The organism is Frigoribacterium sp. SL97, from assembly GCF_026625765.1.
GTDB lineage: Bacteria > Actinomycetota > Actinomycetes > Actinomycetales > Microbacteriaceae > Frigoribacterium.
This window is the reverse complement of the sequence record NZ_CP113062.1, coordinates 1022450-1039538: the sequence shown is the minus strand read 5'-3', so window position 1 is coordinate 1039538 and position 17089 is coordinate 1022450. Positions and strand designations below refer to the sequence as shown.

The 17089-nt window shown below is 72.7% G+C and carries 14 protein-coding genes; 5 read left to right on the top strand and 9 right to left on the bottom strand.

Annotated elements, in window-relative coordinates:
* Positions 1 to 158: 158 nt before the first annotated feature.
* Both OVA02_RS05055 and OVA02_RS05050 read right to left on the bottom strand, forming a co-directional pair.
* Positions 159 to 914: an ATP-binding cassette domain-containing protein gene (locus OVA02_RS05055; protein WP_056043006.1), complete on the bottom strand. Its 756-nt coding sequence runs from the start codon at positions 912 to 914 to the stop codon at positions 159 to 161.
* Entirely contained in the window at positions 914 to 1945 is a 1032-nt protein-coding gene (locus tag OVA02_RS05050; protein WP_159827362.1) for a substrate-binding domain-containing protein, read from the bottom strand. The genes OVA02_RS05055 and OVA02_RS05050 overlap by 1 nt, the downstream gene beginning before the upstream one ends.
* A gap of 255 nt (positions 1946 to 2200) precedes the next feature.
* Between OVA02_RS05050 and OVA02_RS05045 the strand changes: the two genes are divergently transcribed.
* Positions 2201 to 3226 carry a LacI family DNA-binding transcriptional regulator gene (locus OVA02_RS05045; RefSeq protein ID WP_123571673.1) on the top strand — a complete coding sequence of 342 codons (1026 nt, stop codon included), beginning with the start codon at positions 2201 to 2203 and terminating at the stop codon, positions 3224 to 3226.
* A 63-nt stretch (positions 3227 to 3289) separates the two neighbouring features.
* On the opposite strand, the gene OVA02_RS05040 is transcribed toward OVA02_RS05045, so the two are convergent.
* From OVA02_RS05040 to OVA02_RS05025, 4 genes are read right to left on the bottom strand one after another with little or no spacing between them, the layout of a single operon-like run.
* On the bottom strand, positions 3290 to 4402 hold the full coding sequence (locus OVA02_RS05040) for a M20 family metallopeptidase (RefSeq protein WP_267659360.1): 1113 nt from the start codon (positions 4400 to 4402) through the stop codon (positions 3290 to 3292).
* 15 nt (positions 4403 to 4417) lie between these two features.
* On the bottom strand, positions 4418 to 5722 hold the full coding sequence (locus OVA02_RS05035; protein WP_267659359.1) for a M1 family metallopeptidase: 1305 nt from the start codon (positions 5720 to 5722) through the stop codon (positions 4418 to 4420).
* Positions 5719 to 9711, bottom strand: coding sequence for a Pls/PosA family non-ribosomal peptide synthetase (locus OVA02_RS05030; RefSeq protein ID WP_267659358.1), 3993 nt, complete (start codon positions 9709 to 9711; stop codon positions 5719 to 5721). Before OVA02_RS05030 ends, OVA02_RS05035 begins: the two co-directional genes overlap by 4 nt.
* Complete coding sequence (locus OVA02_RS05025) at positions 9708 to 10391, bottom strand: 4'-phosphopantetheinyl transferase family protein (RefSeq protein ID WP_267659357.1); 684 nt, start codon at positions 10389 to 10391, stop codon at positions 9708 to 9710. The genes OVA02_RS05030 and OVA02_RS05025 overlap by 4 nt, the downstream gene beginning before the upstream one ends.
* Before the next feature lie 152 nt (positions 10392 to 10543).
* On the opposite strand from OVA02_RS05025, the gene OVA02_RS05020 reads away from it, so the two are divergent.
* The 3 genes from OVA02_RS05020 (at position 10544) to OVA02_RS05010 (ending at position 12065) form a co-directional block, all read left to right on the top strand.
* Positions 10544 to 10813 carry a hypothetical protein gene (locus OVA02_RS05020; protein WP_123571676.1) on the top strand — a complete coding sequence of 90 codons (270 nt, stop codon included), beginning with the start codon at positions 10544 to 10546 and terminating at the stop codon, positions 10811 to 10813.
* A gap of 70 nt (positions 10814 to 10883) precedes the next feature.
* The gene (locus OVA02_RS05015) at positions 10884 to 11360 is read left to right on the top strand and encodes a Rho termination factor N-terminal domain-containing protein (protein ID WP_267659356.1); all 477 of its coding nucleotides are present in this window, start codon (positions 10884 to 10886) and stop codon (positions 11358 to 11360) included.
* A 72-nt stretch (positions 11361 to 11432) separates the two neighbouring features.
* Complete coding sequence (locus OVA02_RS05010) at positions 11433 to 12065, top strand: Pr6Pr family membrane protein (protein WP_267659355.1); 633 nt, start codon at positions 11433 to 11435, stop codon at positions 12063 to 12065.
* 26 nt (positions 12066 to 12091) lie between these two features.
* On the opposite strand, the gene OVA02_RS05005 is transcribed toward OVA02_RS05010, so the two are convergent.
* Both OVA02_RS05005 and OVA02_RS05000 read right to left on the bottom strand, forming a co-directional pair.
* On the bottom strand, positions 12092 to 12664 hold the full coding sequence (locus OVA02_RS05005; protein ID WP_267659354.1) for a YdeI/OmpD-associated family protein: 573 nt from the start codon (positions 12662 to 12664) through the stop codon (positions 12092 to 12094).
* Between the two features lie 92 nt (positions 12665 to 12756).
* Entirely contained in the window at positions 12757 to 13389 is a 633-nt protein-coding gene (locus OVA02_RS05000; protein WP_267659353.1) for a LysE/ArgO family amino acid transporter, read from the bottom strand.
* 69 nt (positions 13390 to 13458) lie between these two features.
* Here OVA02_RS05000 and OVA02_RS04995 point away from each other — a divergent pair, with 69 nt between their 5' ends.
* Positions 13459 to 14406 carry a LysR family transcriptional regulator ArgP gene (locus OVA02_RS04995; protein ID WP_123571681.1) on the top strand — a complete coding sequence of 316 codons (948 nt, stop codon included), beginning with the start codon at positions 13459 to 13461 and terminating at the stop codon, positions 14404 to 14406.
* A gap of 218 nt (positions 14407 to 14624) precedes the next feature.
* Here OVA02_RS04995 and OVA02_RS04990 read toward each other — a convergent pair whose 3' ends face one another.
* On the bottom strand, positions 14625 to 16835 hold the full coding sequence (locus OVA02_RS04990; RefSeq protein ID WP_267659352.1) for an NADP-dependent isocitrate dehydrogenase: 2211 nt from the start codon (positions 16833 to 16835) through the stop codon (positions 14625 to 14627).
* Between the last annotated feature and the right edge of the window lie 254 nt (positions 16836 to 17089).

Sequence of the window (17089 nt, the reverse complement as noted above, 5' to 3'; positions counted from 1 at the left end):
GAAGACGACGATGACGACCAGCGTCACGACGAGCATCAACAGGGTGGACTTGTTGACGCGTTGCAGGGCTTCCCAGCGGCGCTCGCGCACGTCGGTGGAGCCGTGTCCGCGACCCGGCTCGGGGCCGTCGGTGCGGGTGGGGTCAGAGGTCGTCGCGGTCATGCGGCAGCGCTCCCTTCACGGGTGATCATGTCGACGAGCGACTCGATGGTGAGGTCGTCGATGCGGGCGTCGTCGACGCTGCGCCCCTCGTACATGACGGTGATGCGGTCGCAGACCCGGAAGAGGTCCTGCAGCCGGTGGGTGATCAGGATGACGCCGACCCCTCGGGCCGCGACCTCCTTGATGAGGCGCAGCACCGACTCGACCTCGGTGACGGCGAGGGCGGCGGTCGGCTCGTCGAGGATCAGCACGTCGGGGTCGACCGACGCGGCGCGCGCGATGGCGACGGACTGGCGCTGACCACCCGACAGCTGCGAGATCAGCTGGTGCGTGGACGTGACGCGGACGCCGAACTCCTTGAGCACGGCCGTGGCCTCGGCGTGCATCGCCCCGACCTTGAGGAAGGGCCCGACCCGAGGCTCGCGGCCGAGGAACAGGTTGGCGGCGACGTTGAGGCTGTCGCAGAGGGCCAGGTCCTGGTAGACGATGCCGATGTCCTCGGCCTGGGCGTCGCTCGGGGACTGGAACCGCACCTCCTTGCCCTTGATGCTGATGCGGCCGCCGTCGTGCTGGACCGAACCGGCGAGCACCTTCATGAGGGTGGACTTGCCGGCGCCGTTGTCGCCGACCAGGCCGAGCACCTCGCCGCGCGCGAGGCGCAGGTCGACGCCGCGCAGGACGTCGACGGCGCCGTACGACTTGCGGATGCCCTCGAGTTCGACGAGCAGGTCGCCGGTGGTGACGTCGGTCATCAGCCCTCCAGGTAGTACGAGAAGTCGGCCAGGTTGTCGGGCGTGACGATCGTGATCGGCACGTCGACGGTCGCCGGCACGTCGGCGGTGCCGCAGGCCAGGTTGATCGCGGCCTTCGCGGCCTCGTAGCCGAAGCCGAAGGTGTCCTGCTGGATGACGGCCTTCACGTAGCCGTCCTGCAGACCCTCGACGGCCGAGGGCGAGAGGTCCCAGCCGACGATCGTGACGCGGTCCTGGGCGCCCTGGCTCTTGACCGCGGCGATGGCGCCGTTCAGCGCGGGCTCGCCCGTGGCGTAGATGTACTCGAGGTCGGGGTTGCCGGTCAGCAGGTTCTCGGCCGCCGCCTGGGCGTCCTCGTTGACGTTCTGGCCGTCGACGATCGTGCCGATGGTCATGCCGCCGGCCTCGACCGCGTCGGTGAAGCCGTTCTGGCGCTGGATCTGGATCGCGCTGTTGAGCGCTCCGACGACGCCGACCTCGCCCTCGCCGCCGGTGATGTCGAGGAAGGCCTTCCCGAGCTGGGCGCCGCCGTCCTCGTTCGCCGTGCCCACGTACGAGTCGATCGCCGAGGCGTCCTCGACCGAACCGTCGGCCGCGACGACCGGGATGCCGGCCGCCTTGGCCGCGGTGAGCGCCGGGATCAGCGCGGTCGCGTCGACCGGGTCGACGATGAGCGCGTCGACCCCCGAGGCGACGAGGTTCTCGACGCCCGAGACCTGAGTGGCGCTGTCGTTGTCGCCGCTGACGATCTGCAGGTCGGCACCGGCCTCGTCGGCGACGTCCTGGACGCCCTCGTTCATCTGGGTGAAGAAGGCGGTTTGCTCGTTGATGTCGACCATGCCGAGCTGCAGGGTGCCGCCGCCGTCGGGGGCACAGGCCTGGGGGACGTCGGTGGGGGCCGGGCGGGTCGAGGTCGAGCCGCCGGACGCGGAGCCGGAGGCGGTGGTCGAGGACGAGTCGCAGCCGGCGAGGGTGCCGATGGCGATGGCGCCCACGGCGAATGCGGCGAGGACGGTACGGGTCGTGGGCATGAGGAGCCTTCCTGGGGAGGACGAGGTGGAGCATGCGGGACTGGCGAGGGGGCGATCTCGGTGGGGTCGAGATCGACGGGCAATCGATTTCCGTCGGGAACTGCGTCAAGAGTGACGCCTTCGTGTTTCGAGTGTCAACACCTTTGTGTTTCCGACGTGTAAAAGAGATCCGGGGCGGGCAATCGGTTTCCCGCGAGGGGACGATACGATGACGGCATCACCCGTCGTCCCCGGCGGCCACGCCCTGAGGAGCCCATGAACGCCGTCACCATCTCGGACGTCGCCCGCCGGGCGGGCGTCTCCGCCGCGACGGTCTCGCGCGTCATGTCGGCGTCGCGCCCGGTCGGCCGCGAGGTCGAGGCCCGCGTGCGGCTGGCGGCCGCCGAGCTGGGCTACTCGGGCAACGGCATCGCCCGCGCCCTGCGCACCCGCCGCACCGACACGGTCGGCATGGTCGTCCCGAGCATCCTCAACCCGTTCTTCACGACCCTGGTCGACAGCCTCGAGAGCGCGCTGCACGGCGAGGGCAAACAGCTGTTCCTCTGCGACTCGCGGCAGGACCCCGCCGTCGAGGCCGAGCACCTCCGGTCGCTCATCGAGCGGCACGTCGACGGCATCGTGGTCAGCCCCGTGCACGACACCGAGAGCGCGGCGGCCGTCGCCGCGTCCGCCCGGGCCGTCCCGCTGGTGCAGCTCGACCGCCGGGTCGACGTCGCCGGCACCGACTGGATCGGCCTCGACGACGCCGAGGCGATGAAGCTCGTCCTGACGCACCTCGCCGGGACCGGTGCCCGCTCGGCCGCGTTCGTGACCTCCGAGCTGACGAACTCGTCGACGACCCTGCGCCTCCGGGGCTTCCGGCACTGGGCGGCCGAACTCGGCATCCGCGAGGTGCGCGACGGGGTCGTGCTCGGCGACTACTCGGTCGACAGCGGCGACGCGGCGGCCCGCCGACTGCTGACCTCCGACGACCGCCCGGACGCCATCGTCTGCGCGGACGACCTGATCGCCATGGGCGTGCTGAGGGCGGCCCGCGAGCTCGGGGTGTCGGTGCCCGACGAGCTGCAGGTCACGGGCTTCGACGACATCGTCTTCGCCTCGTACGTGACCCCGGCCCTGACGACCCTGGCGCAGCCGACCGACCGCATGGCCGCCGAGGCGCTGCGACTGCTCTCGCTGCGGGGCTCCGACGACGGAGGACTCGGAGGTGCGCGCGTCTCGTTCGCGCCGAGGCTCGTCCGCCGGCAGAGCACGCGGTCGTCGACTCCCGAGCCCGCCTGACCCGCCTGACCCGACCGCCCCGTCGGGCCTCGGTCAGTGCCCGTCCGCCCCGTCGGGCGTCGGTCAGTGCTCGACGGCCCACCGCCCGCCGACGTGGCCGAACTGCTCGACGGCCCGCAGGACCGCCTCGACCGACACGGACTCGTCCACCGTGTGGACGACGGTGGGGTCGCCCGGGCCCCAGACCACGACGGGCACCCCGTCCTCGAGCGACCGCACGAGGACCGAGGCATCCGTGAAGTACGACGCGGGCGCCTCCGAGACCGGGGCGTCGAGCCCGGCGAGCCAGGGATGGTCGCGCGGGGTCCACACGGCGGCCAGGTCGAGGTCGACGCGGACGTCGGTCACCTCGGGCTGGCCACGCCACCAGTCGACGAGTTCGTCGACGTCGTCCCGGACGACGCGGAGGTCGATGCGCGCCTCGCAGACGTCGGGCACGATGTTCGGCACGCTGCCGCCCGAGACGACGCCGACGTTGACCGTCTCGCGCCCGAGGTCGGCATGGGACGAGAGCGGCAGGTCGTCCAGGCGCCCGAGCACGGTCACCAGGTCGAGGATCGCGTTGTGGCCCCGCTCGGGCGTGCTGCCGTGCGCGGCGACGCCCGAGGTGCGGACGGTCGCCCAGAGGGCGCCGCGGTGACCGAGCACGACCTGCCCGTCGGTCGACTCGGGGATCACCACGGCCCCCACGCGCAGGCCCGCGAGCAGGTCGACGACGGCAGGAGCCCCGAGGCAGCCGACCTCCTCACCGGTCGAGACGGCGAGCGCGACGGGTGCACCCTGGCGCAGGAGGTCCCGCACGGCGACGATCGAGGCGGCCAGGCCAGACTTCATGTCCGAGGCACCCCGCCCGTACAGGCGGTCGCCCACGACGGTCGAGGAGAAGGGATCGTGGGTCCAGGCCGAGGCGTCGGTCACCGGCACGACGTCGGCGTGCGACGCGAAGACGAGCAGCGGCCTGTCGGCGCCGACGACCACCGGCGAGACCAGCAGCGCCGTGGGCTCACCGTCGGCCCCGGGGGCGAAGGCGACCCGCGCCTCCTCGACGCCCTCGAACTCCGCGGCGACGCGGCGCAGGACGGCCGCCTCGCCCGGTGAGCCGCTGGTCGAGTCGATCGCGACGAGGTCGCGGAGCAGGGCGATCACGGGCGGTGCGGACAGCGTCGGGGCGGTCATGCCGTCACGTTATCGTCACGGCGACGGCGGCAGGGCCCGCTCGTCGAGCCAGGGACGCAGCAGCGGTCCGACGGGGTGGCCGGAGACGCGGGTGGCGAGGGCGACGAAGTCGGCCGTGGTCGCCACGCCGTGTCGGTGCTCGGCGGTCCAGGCGCGCAGCACGTCGAAGAACGCGACGTCGCCGACCGCCGAGCGCAGCGCGTGCACCGCGAGCGCCCCGCGCTTGTAGACGCGATCGTCGAACATGAGGTCGGGGCCGGGGTCGCCGACGAGCAGGTCGCGGGGCAGACCGGCCAGCCGCGCGCGGGTCTGGGCGGCGATGCGCGCGGCCGACGGACCGCCAGAGGCCTCGGACCAGATCCACTCGGCGTAGCAGGCGAAGCCCTCGTTCAGCCAGATGTCGCGCCAGGTCGTCAGGCCCACGCTGTTGCCGAACCACTGGTGCGCCAGTTCGTGCGCGATCAGCCGACGCGACCCGCCCGCCCCGTCGGCGTGGTTCGCCCCGAAGATCGCGAGGCCCTGGGCCTCGAGCGGGATCTCGAGGTCGTCGTCGGTGACGACCACCGAGTACGACGCGAAGGGGTACGGACCGAACCGCTCGACGAAGCAGGCCATCATGTCGGCCACCTCGCCGAAGTCACGACCGATGCGGGACCGCATCGCGGGCACCCCGGCGAAGACGCCGGGCACCCCCGCGAGCACGACCGGCACCAACTCGTAGCGGCCGATCTGCACCGTCGCGAGGTACGTCGCCGTGGGCTCGGGCTGCTCGTAGACCCAGGTCGTGCGGCCGGACCGCGTGTGCCGGTCGGTCAGCTCACCGTGGGCGACGACGGCGTAGGGCTGCTCGGTCGTGACCTGCACCCGGTAGGTCGCCTTGTCCGCCGGGTCGTCGTTGCACGGGAACCAGGTCGCCGCCCCGTTCGGCTGCGAGGCGACGAGTGCACCGTCGGTCAGCTCCTCCCAGCCGAGGGTGCCCCAGCGGGTGCGGCGAGGTGCGGGCGAGCCCGCGTACTCGACGACCACCTCGACCGGCTCACCCGGCACGGTCTCCTCGGGCAGCGTCACCGTCAGCTTCGTCGCCGACTGCGCGTGACGCGCCTTGCGCCCGTCCACCCGCACCTTCGCGGCACGGAGGCGGAGCAGGTCGAACACGAGCGTGCGGAGGGCCTCGGTCGGCACGACCGTCAGCGTCGCCACGCCGTCCAGTCGGTTCGTCGCCACGCGGTACCCGACGACGAGGTCGTACGAGCGCACGCCGTACCCGGTGTTGCCGCTCTCGGGCGTGTAGCCGTCCGGGGTCGTCGCCGGACCGGTCACTGCGAGACGGCGTGGTAGTCCGCGAACGTGACGTCCCGCCACGGGCCGATCGGGTTGCCGCTCCACCGGCTGCCGACGGGGACGACCTCGCCGCGCATGACGAGCGACGCGGGTCCGACCGTGGCGTGTTCGCCCAGGCGGGCCGCGGGCAGCACGACGCTGTGGGGTCCGAGGGTCGAGCCGGCGGCCAGGGTGACGGTGTCCATGCTCATGATTCGATCATGGAACAGGTGGGTCTGCACGACGCATCCTCGATTCACCGTCGACGCGTCGTCGAGTCGCACCAGGTCGGCCTCGGGCAACCAGTAGCTGTCGGTCCACACGCCGCGACCGATCGAGGCCCCGAGCGAGCGCAGCCACCACACGAGGGCCGGGGTGCCGGCCGCCGCGTGGGCGAACCAGGGGGCCGCGCACATCTCGGTGAAGGTGTCGGACACCTCGCTGCGCCAGACGAACGACGACCAGAGCGGGTGCTCGCCGGCCCGGATGCGCCCGACGAGCGCCCACTTGGCGAGCGTCGTGACCCCGGCGGCCGCCGCCCCGACGGCGAGCATCACGACGCCGCCGACCGCGGCCGTCGCGCCGACCCCGATCGCGTCGACCAGCGCCCACAGTCCGACGACCAGGCCGAGGCCAATGCCGCAGGTGACGACGACGGGCACGACCCGGCTGAGCTCCCACGCGATGCGGGCCACCCGGAGGTGCGTGGCCGGGCGGAAGGTGCGGGTCTCGTCGGCGACGGCGACCGTGCGGCGCAGGCGCACCGCGGGTGAACCGAGCCACGACGACCCCGCCTTGGACTTGCGCGGAGCCGACGAGAGCACGGCCACCAGACCGTCCTTCGGCACCTTGTGGCCCGGGGCGGTCATGCCCGAGTTGCCCAGGAACGCCCGCCGACCGATCTCGGCCCGGGCCACGCGCAGCCAGCCGCCGCCGAGCTCGTACGACGCCACGAGCGTGTCGTCCGCCAGGAAGGCTCCGTCGCGGACGGTCGTCATCGACGGCAGCAGCAGGACGGTCGACGCCTCGACGTCCCGCCCGATCTCGGCCCCGAGCAGGCGCAGCCAGACCGGCGTGAACAGGCTCGAGTAGAGCGGGAACAACAGGGTGCGCGACAGGTCGAGCAGGCGTTCGGTGCTCCAGACCTGCCAGCCGACCCTCGACCGCACCGCGAAGGTGCCCTCGGTCACTCCGAGGGCCCACAGGCGGGTGAGCGCGACGACGAGCACGGCGGCCACCAGCCCGGCCACGAGCGTGCCCGGCACCAGGACGGCGAGGCCCCGCCACCACGCGTCCGTCAGCGAACCCGCACCCCGCACGCCGAGCGCGACGACCGCGCCTCCTGCGCTCAGCGACGCCACCGGCAGCAACGCGACGACGACGGCCGACGCCCCGTAGGCGACGAACCACCGGGTGGGTGCCGGGGGTCGGTCCTCCGGCCACCAGGCGCGGGTGCGGCCGATGCGCTCGGCCGGCGAACCGGCCCAGTGCTGACCCGAGGGCACCCGCCCGAAGACCGCGGACCCGGGCGCGATCGAGGCGTCCTTGCCGATCCGGGTGCCGGGCAGGAGGGTGCTCCGCATGCCGATCGTGCTGCCCGCACCGATGCGGATCGCCCCGATGCGGACGACGTCGCCGTCGATCCAGTGCCCGGCCAGGTCGACCTCGGGCTCGACCGACGCCCCGCGACCGATGCGCAGCATGCCGGTCACGGGCGGCAGCGCGTGCAGGTCGACGTCGGGTGCGATGCGAGCCCCGAGGGCCCGCGCGTAGTAACTGATCCACGGGGCGCCGGCGAGCCCGACCGCCCCGATCTGGTGCGCGACCTGCTCGGCCAGCCAGAGCCTCAGGTGCACGCTGCCGCCGCGCGGATGATCGCCCGCCTCGACCCCCCGGAGGAGGAGGCGCGAGGCCAACACCGAGATCGCCTTGCGTCCCGGCGGGGTCGCGAACACGAGGATCGCGACGACGAGCAGCCCGCCGTCGACCGCCGGCAGGGCGTCGAACCCGCTCCACCAGCGCAGCACGGTGCTCGCGGTCAGGGCGTAGGTCAGCCAGCGCGCACCCGACAGCACGAGGAGGGGCACCCCGAGCAGGGTCTGCAGCCATTGGGTGCGGCGCGGGGTCGGCACCGACCGGTGGAACACGGCCGGCGGGGCCTCGTCGTCGACGTCCGCCACCGTCAGCGCCTCGGCCAGCGCGCCGAGCCTGGGGTGCGAGTAGATCTCGGCGACGGTGAACTCGGGGTCGAGCTCGCGCAGCCGGGCCACGAGCTGGGCGGCGGCCAGCGATCCCCCGCCGAGGTCGAAGAAGTTCGCGTCGGCGTCCGGGACGGGCACGCCGAGGACCTCGCGCCAGCGGTCGGCGACGAGCTGCTCGACCGGGGTCATCGAACCGGCACCGTCGGGCCGGCCACCTCTCCCGTCGCCACCGGTCGACGAGTCGACCAACGGCCAGGGCAGCGCGTCGCGGTCGATCTTGCCCGACGTCTTCGTCGGCAGGTCGCCGGTGACCAGCGCCAGCAGCGGCACCAGCGCGGCCGGCAGTCCGTCCCGGAGGCGGGCGAGGGCGGCGCCTCGGTCGAAGGTCTCGGCGGACGCGACCGCGAGGTAGCCGACGAGCACCTGGTTGCCGGCCGCCGTCGTCCGCACCGCCGCGGCGGCGCCGCCGACCCCGGGCAGGGCCTGCAGCGCGGTCTCGATCTCCCCGAGCTCGATCCGGCGCCCGCCGACCTTGACCTGGTCGTCGGCCCGCCCCTGGAACACGAGTCCGGCCCGGTCGAACCGCACCAGGTCACCGCTGCGATAGGCGCGCTGCCAGCCGAGATGCTCGTGCGGGGCGTACTTCTCGGCGTCCTTGGCGGGGTCGAGGTAGCGGGCCAGGCCGACGCCGCCGATGATCAGCTCGCCCACCTCGCCCTCGGCGACCGGGTCGCCCTCGGCGTCGACGACGGCGACGTCCCACCCGTCGAGCGGCAGACCGATCCTCACCGTCTCTCCGGCACGCACCAGCGCCCCGGTGGCCACCACGGTCGACTCGGTCGGCCCGTAGGTGTTCCACACCTCACGGTCGTCGCCGACGACGCGGTCGACGATCTCGGGCGGGAGCGCTTCTCCGCCGAAGATCAGCAACCGGACGCTCTCGAGGGCCTCGTCCGGCCAGAGGGCCGCGAGGGTCGGCACGGTCGAGACGACGGTGATGCCGTGGGTGACGAGCCACGGCCCGAGATCGGCACCCGACCGGACGAGGCTGCGAGGGGCCGGCACCAGGCAGGCGCCACTGCGCCAGGCCAGCCACATCTCCTCGCACGAGGCGTCGAACGCGACCGACAGTCCGGCCAGCACCCGGTCGCCCGGTCCCAGCGGATCGACCCCGGGCGACGACAGGAACATCCTCGCCTCGGCGTCGGCCAGGGCGGCCGCCGAGCGATGACTCGCGGCGACGCCCTTCGGCGTGCCGGTCGAGCCCGAGGTGTAGATCACCCAGGCGTCGTCGTCCGGGGTCGGCGACCGGTCGTCGTCGGCGAGCGCCGTGCCCCGCCCGCTGACGTGCCCGGCCGGTGCGGCGAGCACGAGGCTCTCCGGCCGGTCGGCGTCACGCGGGGTGAAGCGTCCCCCCGCCGAGACGATGCCCACGACGCCGGCCTCGCCGAAGACCAGGGCGGCCCGCTCGTCGGGGTCGTCGGCGTCGACCGGCACGTAGGCGGCCCCGGCGGCCAGGACGGCGAGGATCGTCAGGTAGAGCGACGAGTCGCCCGAGGGCATGCGCACGCCCACCCGGTCGCCGCGGCGCACCCCGGCGTCGGCGAGCGCGCGCGAAGCGGCTCCGACGCGGACGACGAGTTCCGCGTAGCTCCACGCACCCCGCTCGTCCTCGAGGGCCGAGGCGTCCGGGTGCTCGAGCGCCGTGGCCCGCAGGACGTCGACGAGCGTCCGGGGTGCGGGGGCCGCGGGCGAACCGGCGATCACGCCGGGCAGTGTCTGGCTCACGGCCGCACGGTAGGGACCCCAGGTGTCACGTCGGTGAACTCGACCGCGTCCAGGGCCGGACCGGCGACGGCGAGGAGGACCCCGGTCGCCGAGCGCCGGTCGTGGACCAGTCCGCGTCGACCGTCCGTGGTCGTGCCCCCGGGCCCGGGCCCCAGACGGAGCGCCGACATCGCGGTGGTCAGCCCCTCCCCCGTCGACTTGAGCAGCGCCTCCTTCCGCACCCAGGCGCGCAGCACGTCCACGTCGACGTCCTCGGGGCTCACGTCGGGCCGGAGGTGATCGAGCGCACCGGCCGGACGGGCCCCTTCGACGTCGACGCCGACGGGCGCCCCGGCCCGCACCGCCACGGCGGCCCAGCGACCGCTCCGGCTGAGGCTCACGTGCAGGTCGTCCGACGGCACCGGCACCGGCCGACCGTGCGGACCACCGCACGAGCGACAGGCCTCGCGTCCGAACTCGATCGACCCGGCCTCCCGGCCGGTCACGGACGAGAGCAGGAGGCGCAGCGCACGATGCGAGGCCAGGTACCGACGCGCGTCGGTCGCGTCCACGAAGGCCGCCGCGCGGGCCCGTTCGTGCGCGTCGCAGACCTCGCTCGCCGGAGGCGCGCCGGCGTCGCGTTCTCGGCCGAGGTCGAGGTCGAGGTCGAGGTCGACCAGCCACACCCGCGCGCCCGTCACGGCAGGCGAGCCTAGCCGCGTCCGCACCCGCGCCGCGGGTCCGTTCACCTGCCGTTCTCCGGGTGGGGTGATGATCCGGTCGGCGTCCGTGACCACTCCCGACCGGTCCGGGACGCCCCGCCACCCGTTTCCCTCACCCGAGAGGCCCCCGCATGGCCAAGAAGATCCCCACCGCGCTCGCCGAACTCGTCGACGCCCTCGAGCACCACGCCGAGGTCGTCACGGCGAAGTCGTCGTCGTCCAAACGGCTCGGTCGCGCCACCGCGAAGGTGCGCCGCGCCTCGGCCGCCTACACCGAGGTGGTGGCCGCCCGCACGGGGCAGCCGAACCCGTTCGTGGACTTCCTCGATCCCGAGACGATCGAGTCGCTCCGTGCCGAGCGGGACCGCATCGCGAGCGGCAAGACGACGCCGGTCGACTGACAGCCGTCCCAGGTGGGCGTGCCACGCTCACAGGCACGATTTCCGCACGTTCGAGAGAGGGGCCGATCCCATGGCCGACCAGAAGAAGCTCAAGAAATCCGCCGCCAAGGCCTACGACAAGGCCGAGGACGCCGTCACCGATGCCCGCGCCGCGGTCGCCGAGGCCAAGCGTCGCGCCAAGAAGCTCGCCAAGAAGAGCCGCCCGTCGGTGAAGCCGCTCGAGAACGCCCTCGACGACGCCACGTCCGGCTTGAAGGACGCCAAGAAGACGGCCAAGGGTGCCGTGCAGGACTCGAAGGGTTCGGCGTCGAGCGGTTCGTCGTCGAGCACGCCGTCCCCCACCCCGGCCGAGCCGCGCTCGATCTACACTCCGCCCCTGCCCGAGGTCGACGAGACCACCGTCCAGCTGTCCGACGGTCACGACGCCCACGTCGACCTGCACGCGCAGACCCTCGTCGCGCTGCGCGCCCTCGCCCGCACCAAGGGCATCACCAACGTGTCGCGTCACACCAAGGCGACCCTGATCGAGAAGATCGAGCAGGCCTGACCCGGACGCCGGCGTCGACCCGATGACCTCGTGAGCGGCTACGGGTCGGCTCCGCCTCACTAGGGTGAGCACATGACGCGCGCTCAGCTCATGGTCCCGTACCGGTTCGTCTTCGCCGCGCTCGCCCTCGTGGCCGTCTCCGCCCAGTTCGCCGACACCCTCGAGAACGACTACAGCGTCGTCAACTTCTTCTCGTTCTTCACGAATCTGAGCAACCTGTTCGCCGTCGTGGTCTTCACCGTCGGCGGCGTCCGCACCCTGCTCCGTCGTCCCGGCAGCCGGGCCTGGGACGTGGTCCGGCTGATCGCGGTCGTGAACATGGTGTTCGTCGGCCTCGTCTTCAACCTGCTGCTGACCGAGGTGGCCGGCGGCGTGCTGCCCTGGGTCAACGTCGTCGTGCACATGGTGATGCCCGTCGCCGTGCTGGTCGACTGGCTCGTGCTGCCCGTCGGCCGTCGCCTGCCCTGGGCCGCTGCGGGCCTCGGCCTCGTCGTGCCCGTCCTCTACAGCGTGTACTCGCTCGTCCGCGGCGCCGTCACGTCGTTCTACCCCTACCCCTTCTACGACCCGGAGGCGCTGGGCGGCTACGGCCCCGTGGCGCTCTACATGGTCGTGCTGCTCGTCGCACTCGCCGTGCTGTCGGTCGCGCTGGTCGGTCTGGCGCGCCTCGCCGGCCGCTTCTGGAAGCAGCGCTCGCGCCGCTGACGCGACCCGCGCCTCCTGCGGGCGGCTCAGCGGTAGTGCTGTTCGCCGCGGGCGGCCGCCGCGACCACGTCGCGGATGCGGGCCGCCCGGGTCTCGGGCCGCTTCAGCGCGGCCAGCCGGAAGTACACCCGGAACCGCTCGGTCTTCGTCATCGTCGCGAAGTGCGCCGCCGCCACCGGGTCGGCGTCGAGGGCTCCCTGCAGGTCGTCAGGAGGCACGGCGTCCTTCTGGCGGTAGGCGGCGTCCCAGCGGCCGTCGGCCTTCGCCCGGTCGACCTCGGCCTGACCCGCGGGGGTCATCCGACCCTCGGCGGTCAGGCGTGCGACGTGTTCGCGGTTCACCTGGGACCAGGGGCTGTCCTTGCGCCTCGGTTGGAACGCCGTGACTGTGAAGTCGTCGTCGAGCCGGCTGGTCTGGCCGTCGATCCAGCCGTGGCAGAGGGCGACGTCGAGGGCCTCCGACCAGGTCATGCCGGGCTTCGTCGACCGCACCTTGCGGAGCGTCAGTCGCACCCCACCCACGTCGGGGTCGCCCTCGAGGTACTCGCGCCACTGCTCGACCGTCACGTCGAGCACGGGCTTGTCGGCGAAGCTGACCATGCGGCGACCCTACCGGCGGCGAGGCGTCACGACGTGCCGCTCCCCTGCGGAACCGAGCGGCCCGTCCCGACCCCTCGAGGGGCGGCCGGCCGTCAGAGCCCGAACAGCAGCCGCAGCCCGAGGGCGACCATCACGACGGCGATCACCGCGTCGAGCACCCGCCACGCGACCGGCTTCGCGAACAGGGGACGCAGGAGGCGCGCGCCGAACCCCAGCGCCGAGAACCACACGAGACTGCCCGTGACGGCCCCGCCCGCGAACCACCACCGCAGCTCGGGCGGCTGGTGGTTCGCCACCGAGCCGAGGAACACGATCGTGTCGAGGTAGGTGTGCGGGTTCAGCCAGGTGAAGGCGAGGGCGCCCAGGACGGCCGGGACGACCCGCGCGGGCGGCGCGCCGGCCTCGACCGTGAGCGCGCCCACGGGCCGGATCGCGCGCTTCGCGGCGAAGGCGCCGTAGACCAGCAGGAACCCCGCTCCGGCGATCCGCACGACGACGACCGCCTGAGGCGCGGCCTCGACGAGCGCGCCGACCCCGGCCACCCCGGCGCTGATCAGCACGGCGTCGCTCACCGCGCAGACCACGACGACCGGCACGACGACGCGGGTCACGGCCTGGAGCCCGACGCGCAGCACGTAGGCGTTCTGGGCACCGATGGCGACGATCAGGGCGAGGCTCGTACCGAAACCGAAGAGGGCGGCGGGCAGCACGGTCGCGAAGGTCATGGCGACACGCTAGGGGCGCACCAGGCCATCACGCCAACTCATGTTCGTGATGCTGCATAAGCTCGACTCATGGCCCGTTTCGCGCTCGACCAGCTCGACACCCTCCGCACCGTCGTCGACGAGGGCACGTTCGAGGCGGCGGCGAGACGCCTGCACGTCACGCAGTCCGCGGTGTCACAGCGCATCAAGCAGCTCGAACGAGCGGCCGGGCAGGTGCTGCTGCGACGCACGACACCGGTCACCACGACCGAGGCCGGTGACGTGTTGCTGCGTCACGCCCGCCAGGTCGACCTGCTCACGTCGGACGCGCTGGCCCGGCTCGGCGCCGGCCGACCCGACGGAGGGGACGACGGTGACGACCCCGTCCCCACCACCCTCCCCATCGCCGTCAACGCCGACTCGACGGCGACCTGGTTCCTCGACGCGCTGGCCGCCGTCCCGCCCACGGTGCCCGTGGTGTTCGACCTGCGCCGGGCCGACCAACAGCACACGGCCGAGCTGTTGCGATCAGGGGACGTGCTCGCCGCCGTCACCGCGACCCGGGAGCCCGTGCAGGGCTGCAGCTCGGAGCCGCTCGGCGTCATGCGCTACCGCGCGGTCGCCAGTCCGGGGTTCGTCGAGCGGTGGCTGGCCGCCCGACCGAGCGCGGGGGGAACCGCCGAGCGCGGGGGCCTCCACGGTCGGCTCGATCGTGCCCCGATGGTGGTCTTCGACCGCGCCGACGACCTGCAGCACGACTTCGCGCGCCGGCTCACCGGTCACGAGCCGCTCGCGCCCCGGCACCACGTGCCCGCCTCGGCCGACTTCGCCCGGGCCGTCGTGCTCGGCCTCGGCTGGGGCATGCTGCCCGAGGCGCAGGCCGGCCCCGAACTCGACGCCGGCCGTCTGGTCGAACTGGCCGCCGGCGACCCGGTCGACGTGCCGCTCTTCTGGCAGCGCTGGACCCTCGCCTCGCCCCTCCTCGAGGCCGTCACCGACGCCGTCCGTGCCACCGCCCGCCACGCCCTGCACCCCTGACGCCTGCCCGCCTGACGCCCTGCCCCGCCTGACGCCCTGCCCCGCCGGTCGAGTGGTCGAGTGGTCGCGAATCGTCCTTCACGCGCCCCCGAAGGACGATTCGCGACCAGTCGACGACCGACCAGAGGACGGCCCGACCCGACGGACGACGGGAGGCGCGGTGCCGACCGGCACCGCGCCTCCTGTTCTCGAGCGACCTGCGCCCGGCGACCGACGACCTACAGCGTCGCGAGCGCCTCGTTCAGCGTGCGCGACGGGCGCATCACGGCTTCGGTCTTGTCGGCGTCGGGGTGGTAGTAGCCCCCGATGTCGACGGCCGTGCCCTGGGGCTCGATCAGTTCGGCGACGATCGCCTCTTCGGCCCCGCCGAGGGTGGCGGCCAGCCCGGCGAAGGCGGCGGCCAGTTCGGCGTCGTCGGTCTGGGCGGCGAGCTCGTCGGCCCAGTACTTGGCCAGGTAGAAGTGGCTGCCGCGGTTGTCGATCGAGCCGAGCTTGCGACCGGGCGACTTGTTCTCGTCGAGGAAGGTGCCGGTGGCGCGGTCGAGCGTGTCGGCGAGGATCTGCGCCCGCGCGTTGTCGGTCGACGTCGCGAGGTGCTCGAAGCTGACCGCGAGGGCGAGGAACTCGCCCAGGCTGTCCCAGCGCAGGTAGTCCTGCTCGACGAGCTGCGAGACGTGCTTCGGGGCCGAACCGCCGGCACCCGTCTCGAACAGGCCGCCGCCGTTGATCAACGGCACGACCGAGAGCATCTTGGCCGAGGTGCCGAGCTCCATGATCGGGAAGAGGTCGGTCAGGTAGTCGCGCAGCACGTTGCCGGTGACCGAGATGGTGTCGTCGCCACGGCGGATGCGCTCGAGCGAGAACGCCATCGCGTCGACGGGCGAGAGGATCTCGATCTGCAGGCCCTCGGTGTCGTGTTCGGCGAGGTACGTGCGGACGAGCCGGATCAGGGTCGCGTCGTGGGCACGGGTCTCGTCGAGCCAGAAGACCGCCGGGGTCTGGCTGGCGCGGGCCCGCGTGACGGCGAGCTTGACCCAGTCGCGGATCGGGACGTCCTTCGTCTGGCAGGCGCGCCAGATGTCGCCCGTGGCGACCTCGTGCTCGATGAGCGTCTCGCCCGCCTGGTTCACGACGCGGACGGTGCCGTCGCCGGGCACCTCGAAGGTCTTGTCGTGCGAGCCGTACTCTTCGGCGGCCTGCGCCATCAGGCCGACGTTCGGCACCGAGCCCATGGTCGCGGGGTCGAAGGCGCCGTTCGCGCGGCAGTCGTCGAGCACGGCCTGGTAGATGCCGGCGTAGCTCGAGTCGGGGATGACGGCGAGGGTGTCGTGCTCGTCGCCGTCGGGGCCCCACATGTGGCCCGACGTGCGGATCATCGCGGGCATCGACGCGTCGACGATGACGTCGCTCGGCACGTGCAGGTTGGTGACGCCCTTGTCGGAGTCGACCATGGCGAGGTCGGGCCCGTCGGCGATCCCCTGGTCGAAGGCGGCCTTGATCTCGTCGCCGTTCGGCAGTGCCGCGAGGCCCTGCAGGATGCCGTTGAGACCGTTGGCGGGGTCGAGCCCGGCAGCCTGCAGGTCGGCACCGTACTGCTCGAAGACGCGGGGGAAGAAGGCGCGGATCACGTGACCGAAGAGGATCGGGTCGCTGATCTTCATCATCGTGGCCTTGAGGTGGACCGAGAACAGGACGCCCTCGGCCTCGGCCCGGGCGATCTGTGCGGCGAGGAACTCGTGCAGCGCGGCGACGTGCAGCACGGTGCCGTCGACGACCTCGCCGGCCAGCACGGGGATCGACTCGCGCAGCACGCGGGTCTCGCCGTCGGCGCCGACGAACTCGATGCGCAGGGTGTCGTCGGCCGGGATGACGACCGTCTTCTCGTTCGAACGGAAGTCGTCGACGCCCATGGTCGCGACGTTCGTCTTCGAGTCGGCCGTCCAGGCGCCCATGCGGTGCGGGTGCTTGCGGGCGTAGTTCTTGACCGAGAGCGGAGCACGACGGTCGCTGTTGCCCTCGCGCAGCACGGGGTTGACCGCGCTGCCCTTGACCTTGTCGTACCGGGCCTTGACGTCGCGCTCGGCGTCGGTCGAGGGCGAGTCGGGGTAGTCGGGAAGGTCGTAGCCCTGCGACCGGAGTTCGGCCACGGCGGCCTTGAGCTGCGGCATCGAGGCCGAGATGTTCGGCAGCTTGATGATGTTGGCCTCGGGCGTCTTCGCCAGGGCCCCCAGCTCGGCGAGGGCGTCGCCCTGGCGCTGCTCGTCGGTGAGGCGCTCGGGGAACTGGCTGATGATGCGGGCCGCCAGCGAGATGTCGCGGGTCTCGACGTCGACCCCCGCGGTCTTGGCGTAGGCCTGGATGATGGGCAGGAACGAGTAGGTCGCCAGCATGGGCGCCTCGTCGGTCAGCGTGTAGATGATCTTCGCCATGCGGCAGGTGCTCCCTCGTTGTCGGGCATGCGTGTGCTCGGTGGTGCTGCCTCTACGCTACCGCGCAGAAGTCTCTCGACATGAAGATACATGCCCGGTCTGGACGGCCCGCCCACGCGGCTCAGGTCGTCCGTGTCGCCGGGCGGGTTCAGCGAGCACGCACCCGCACACGAGCCTGACGGCGATCAGGCACGGAGTTTCCACAGGAACATCTTCCCCTTGCATCCGCAATGACAAAGACGACATATTGGTGA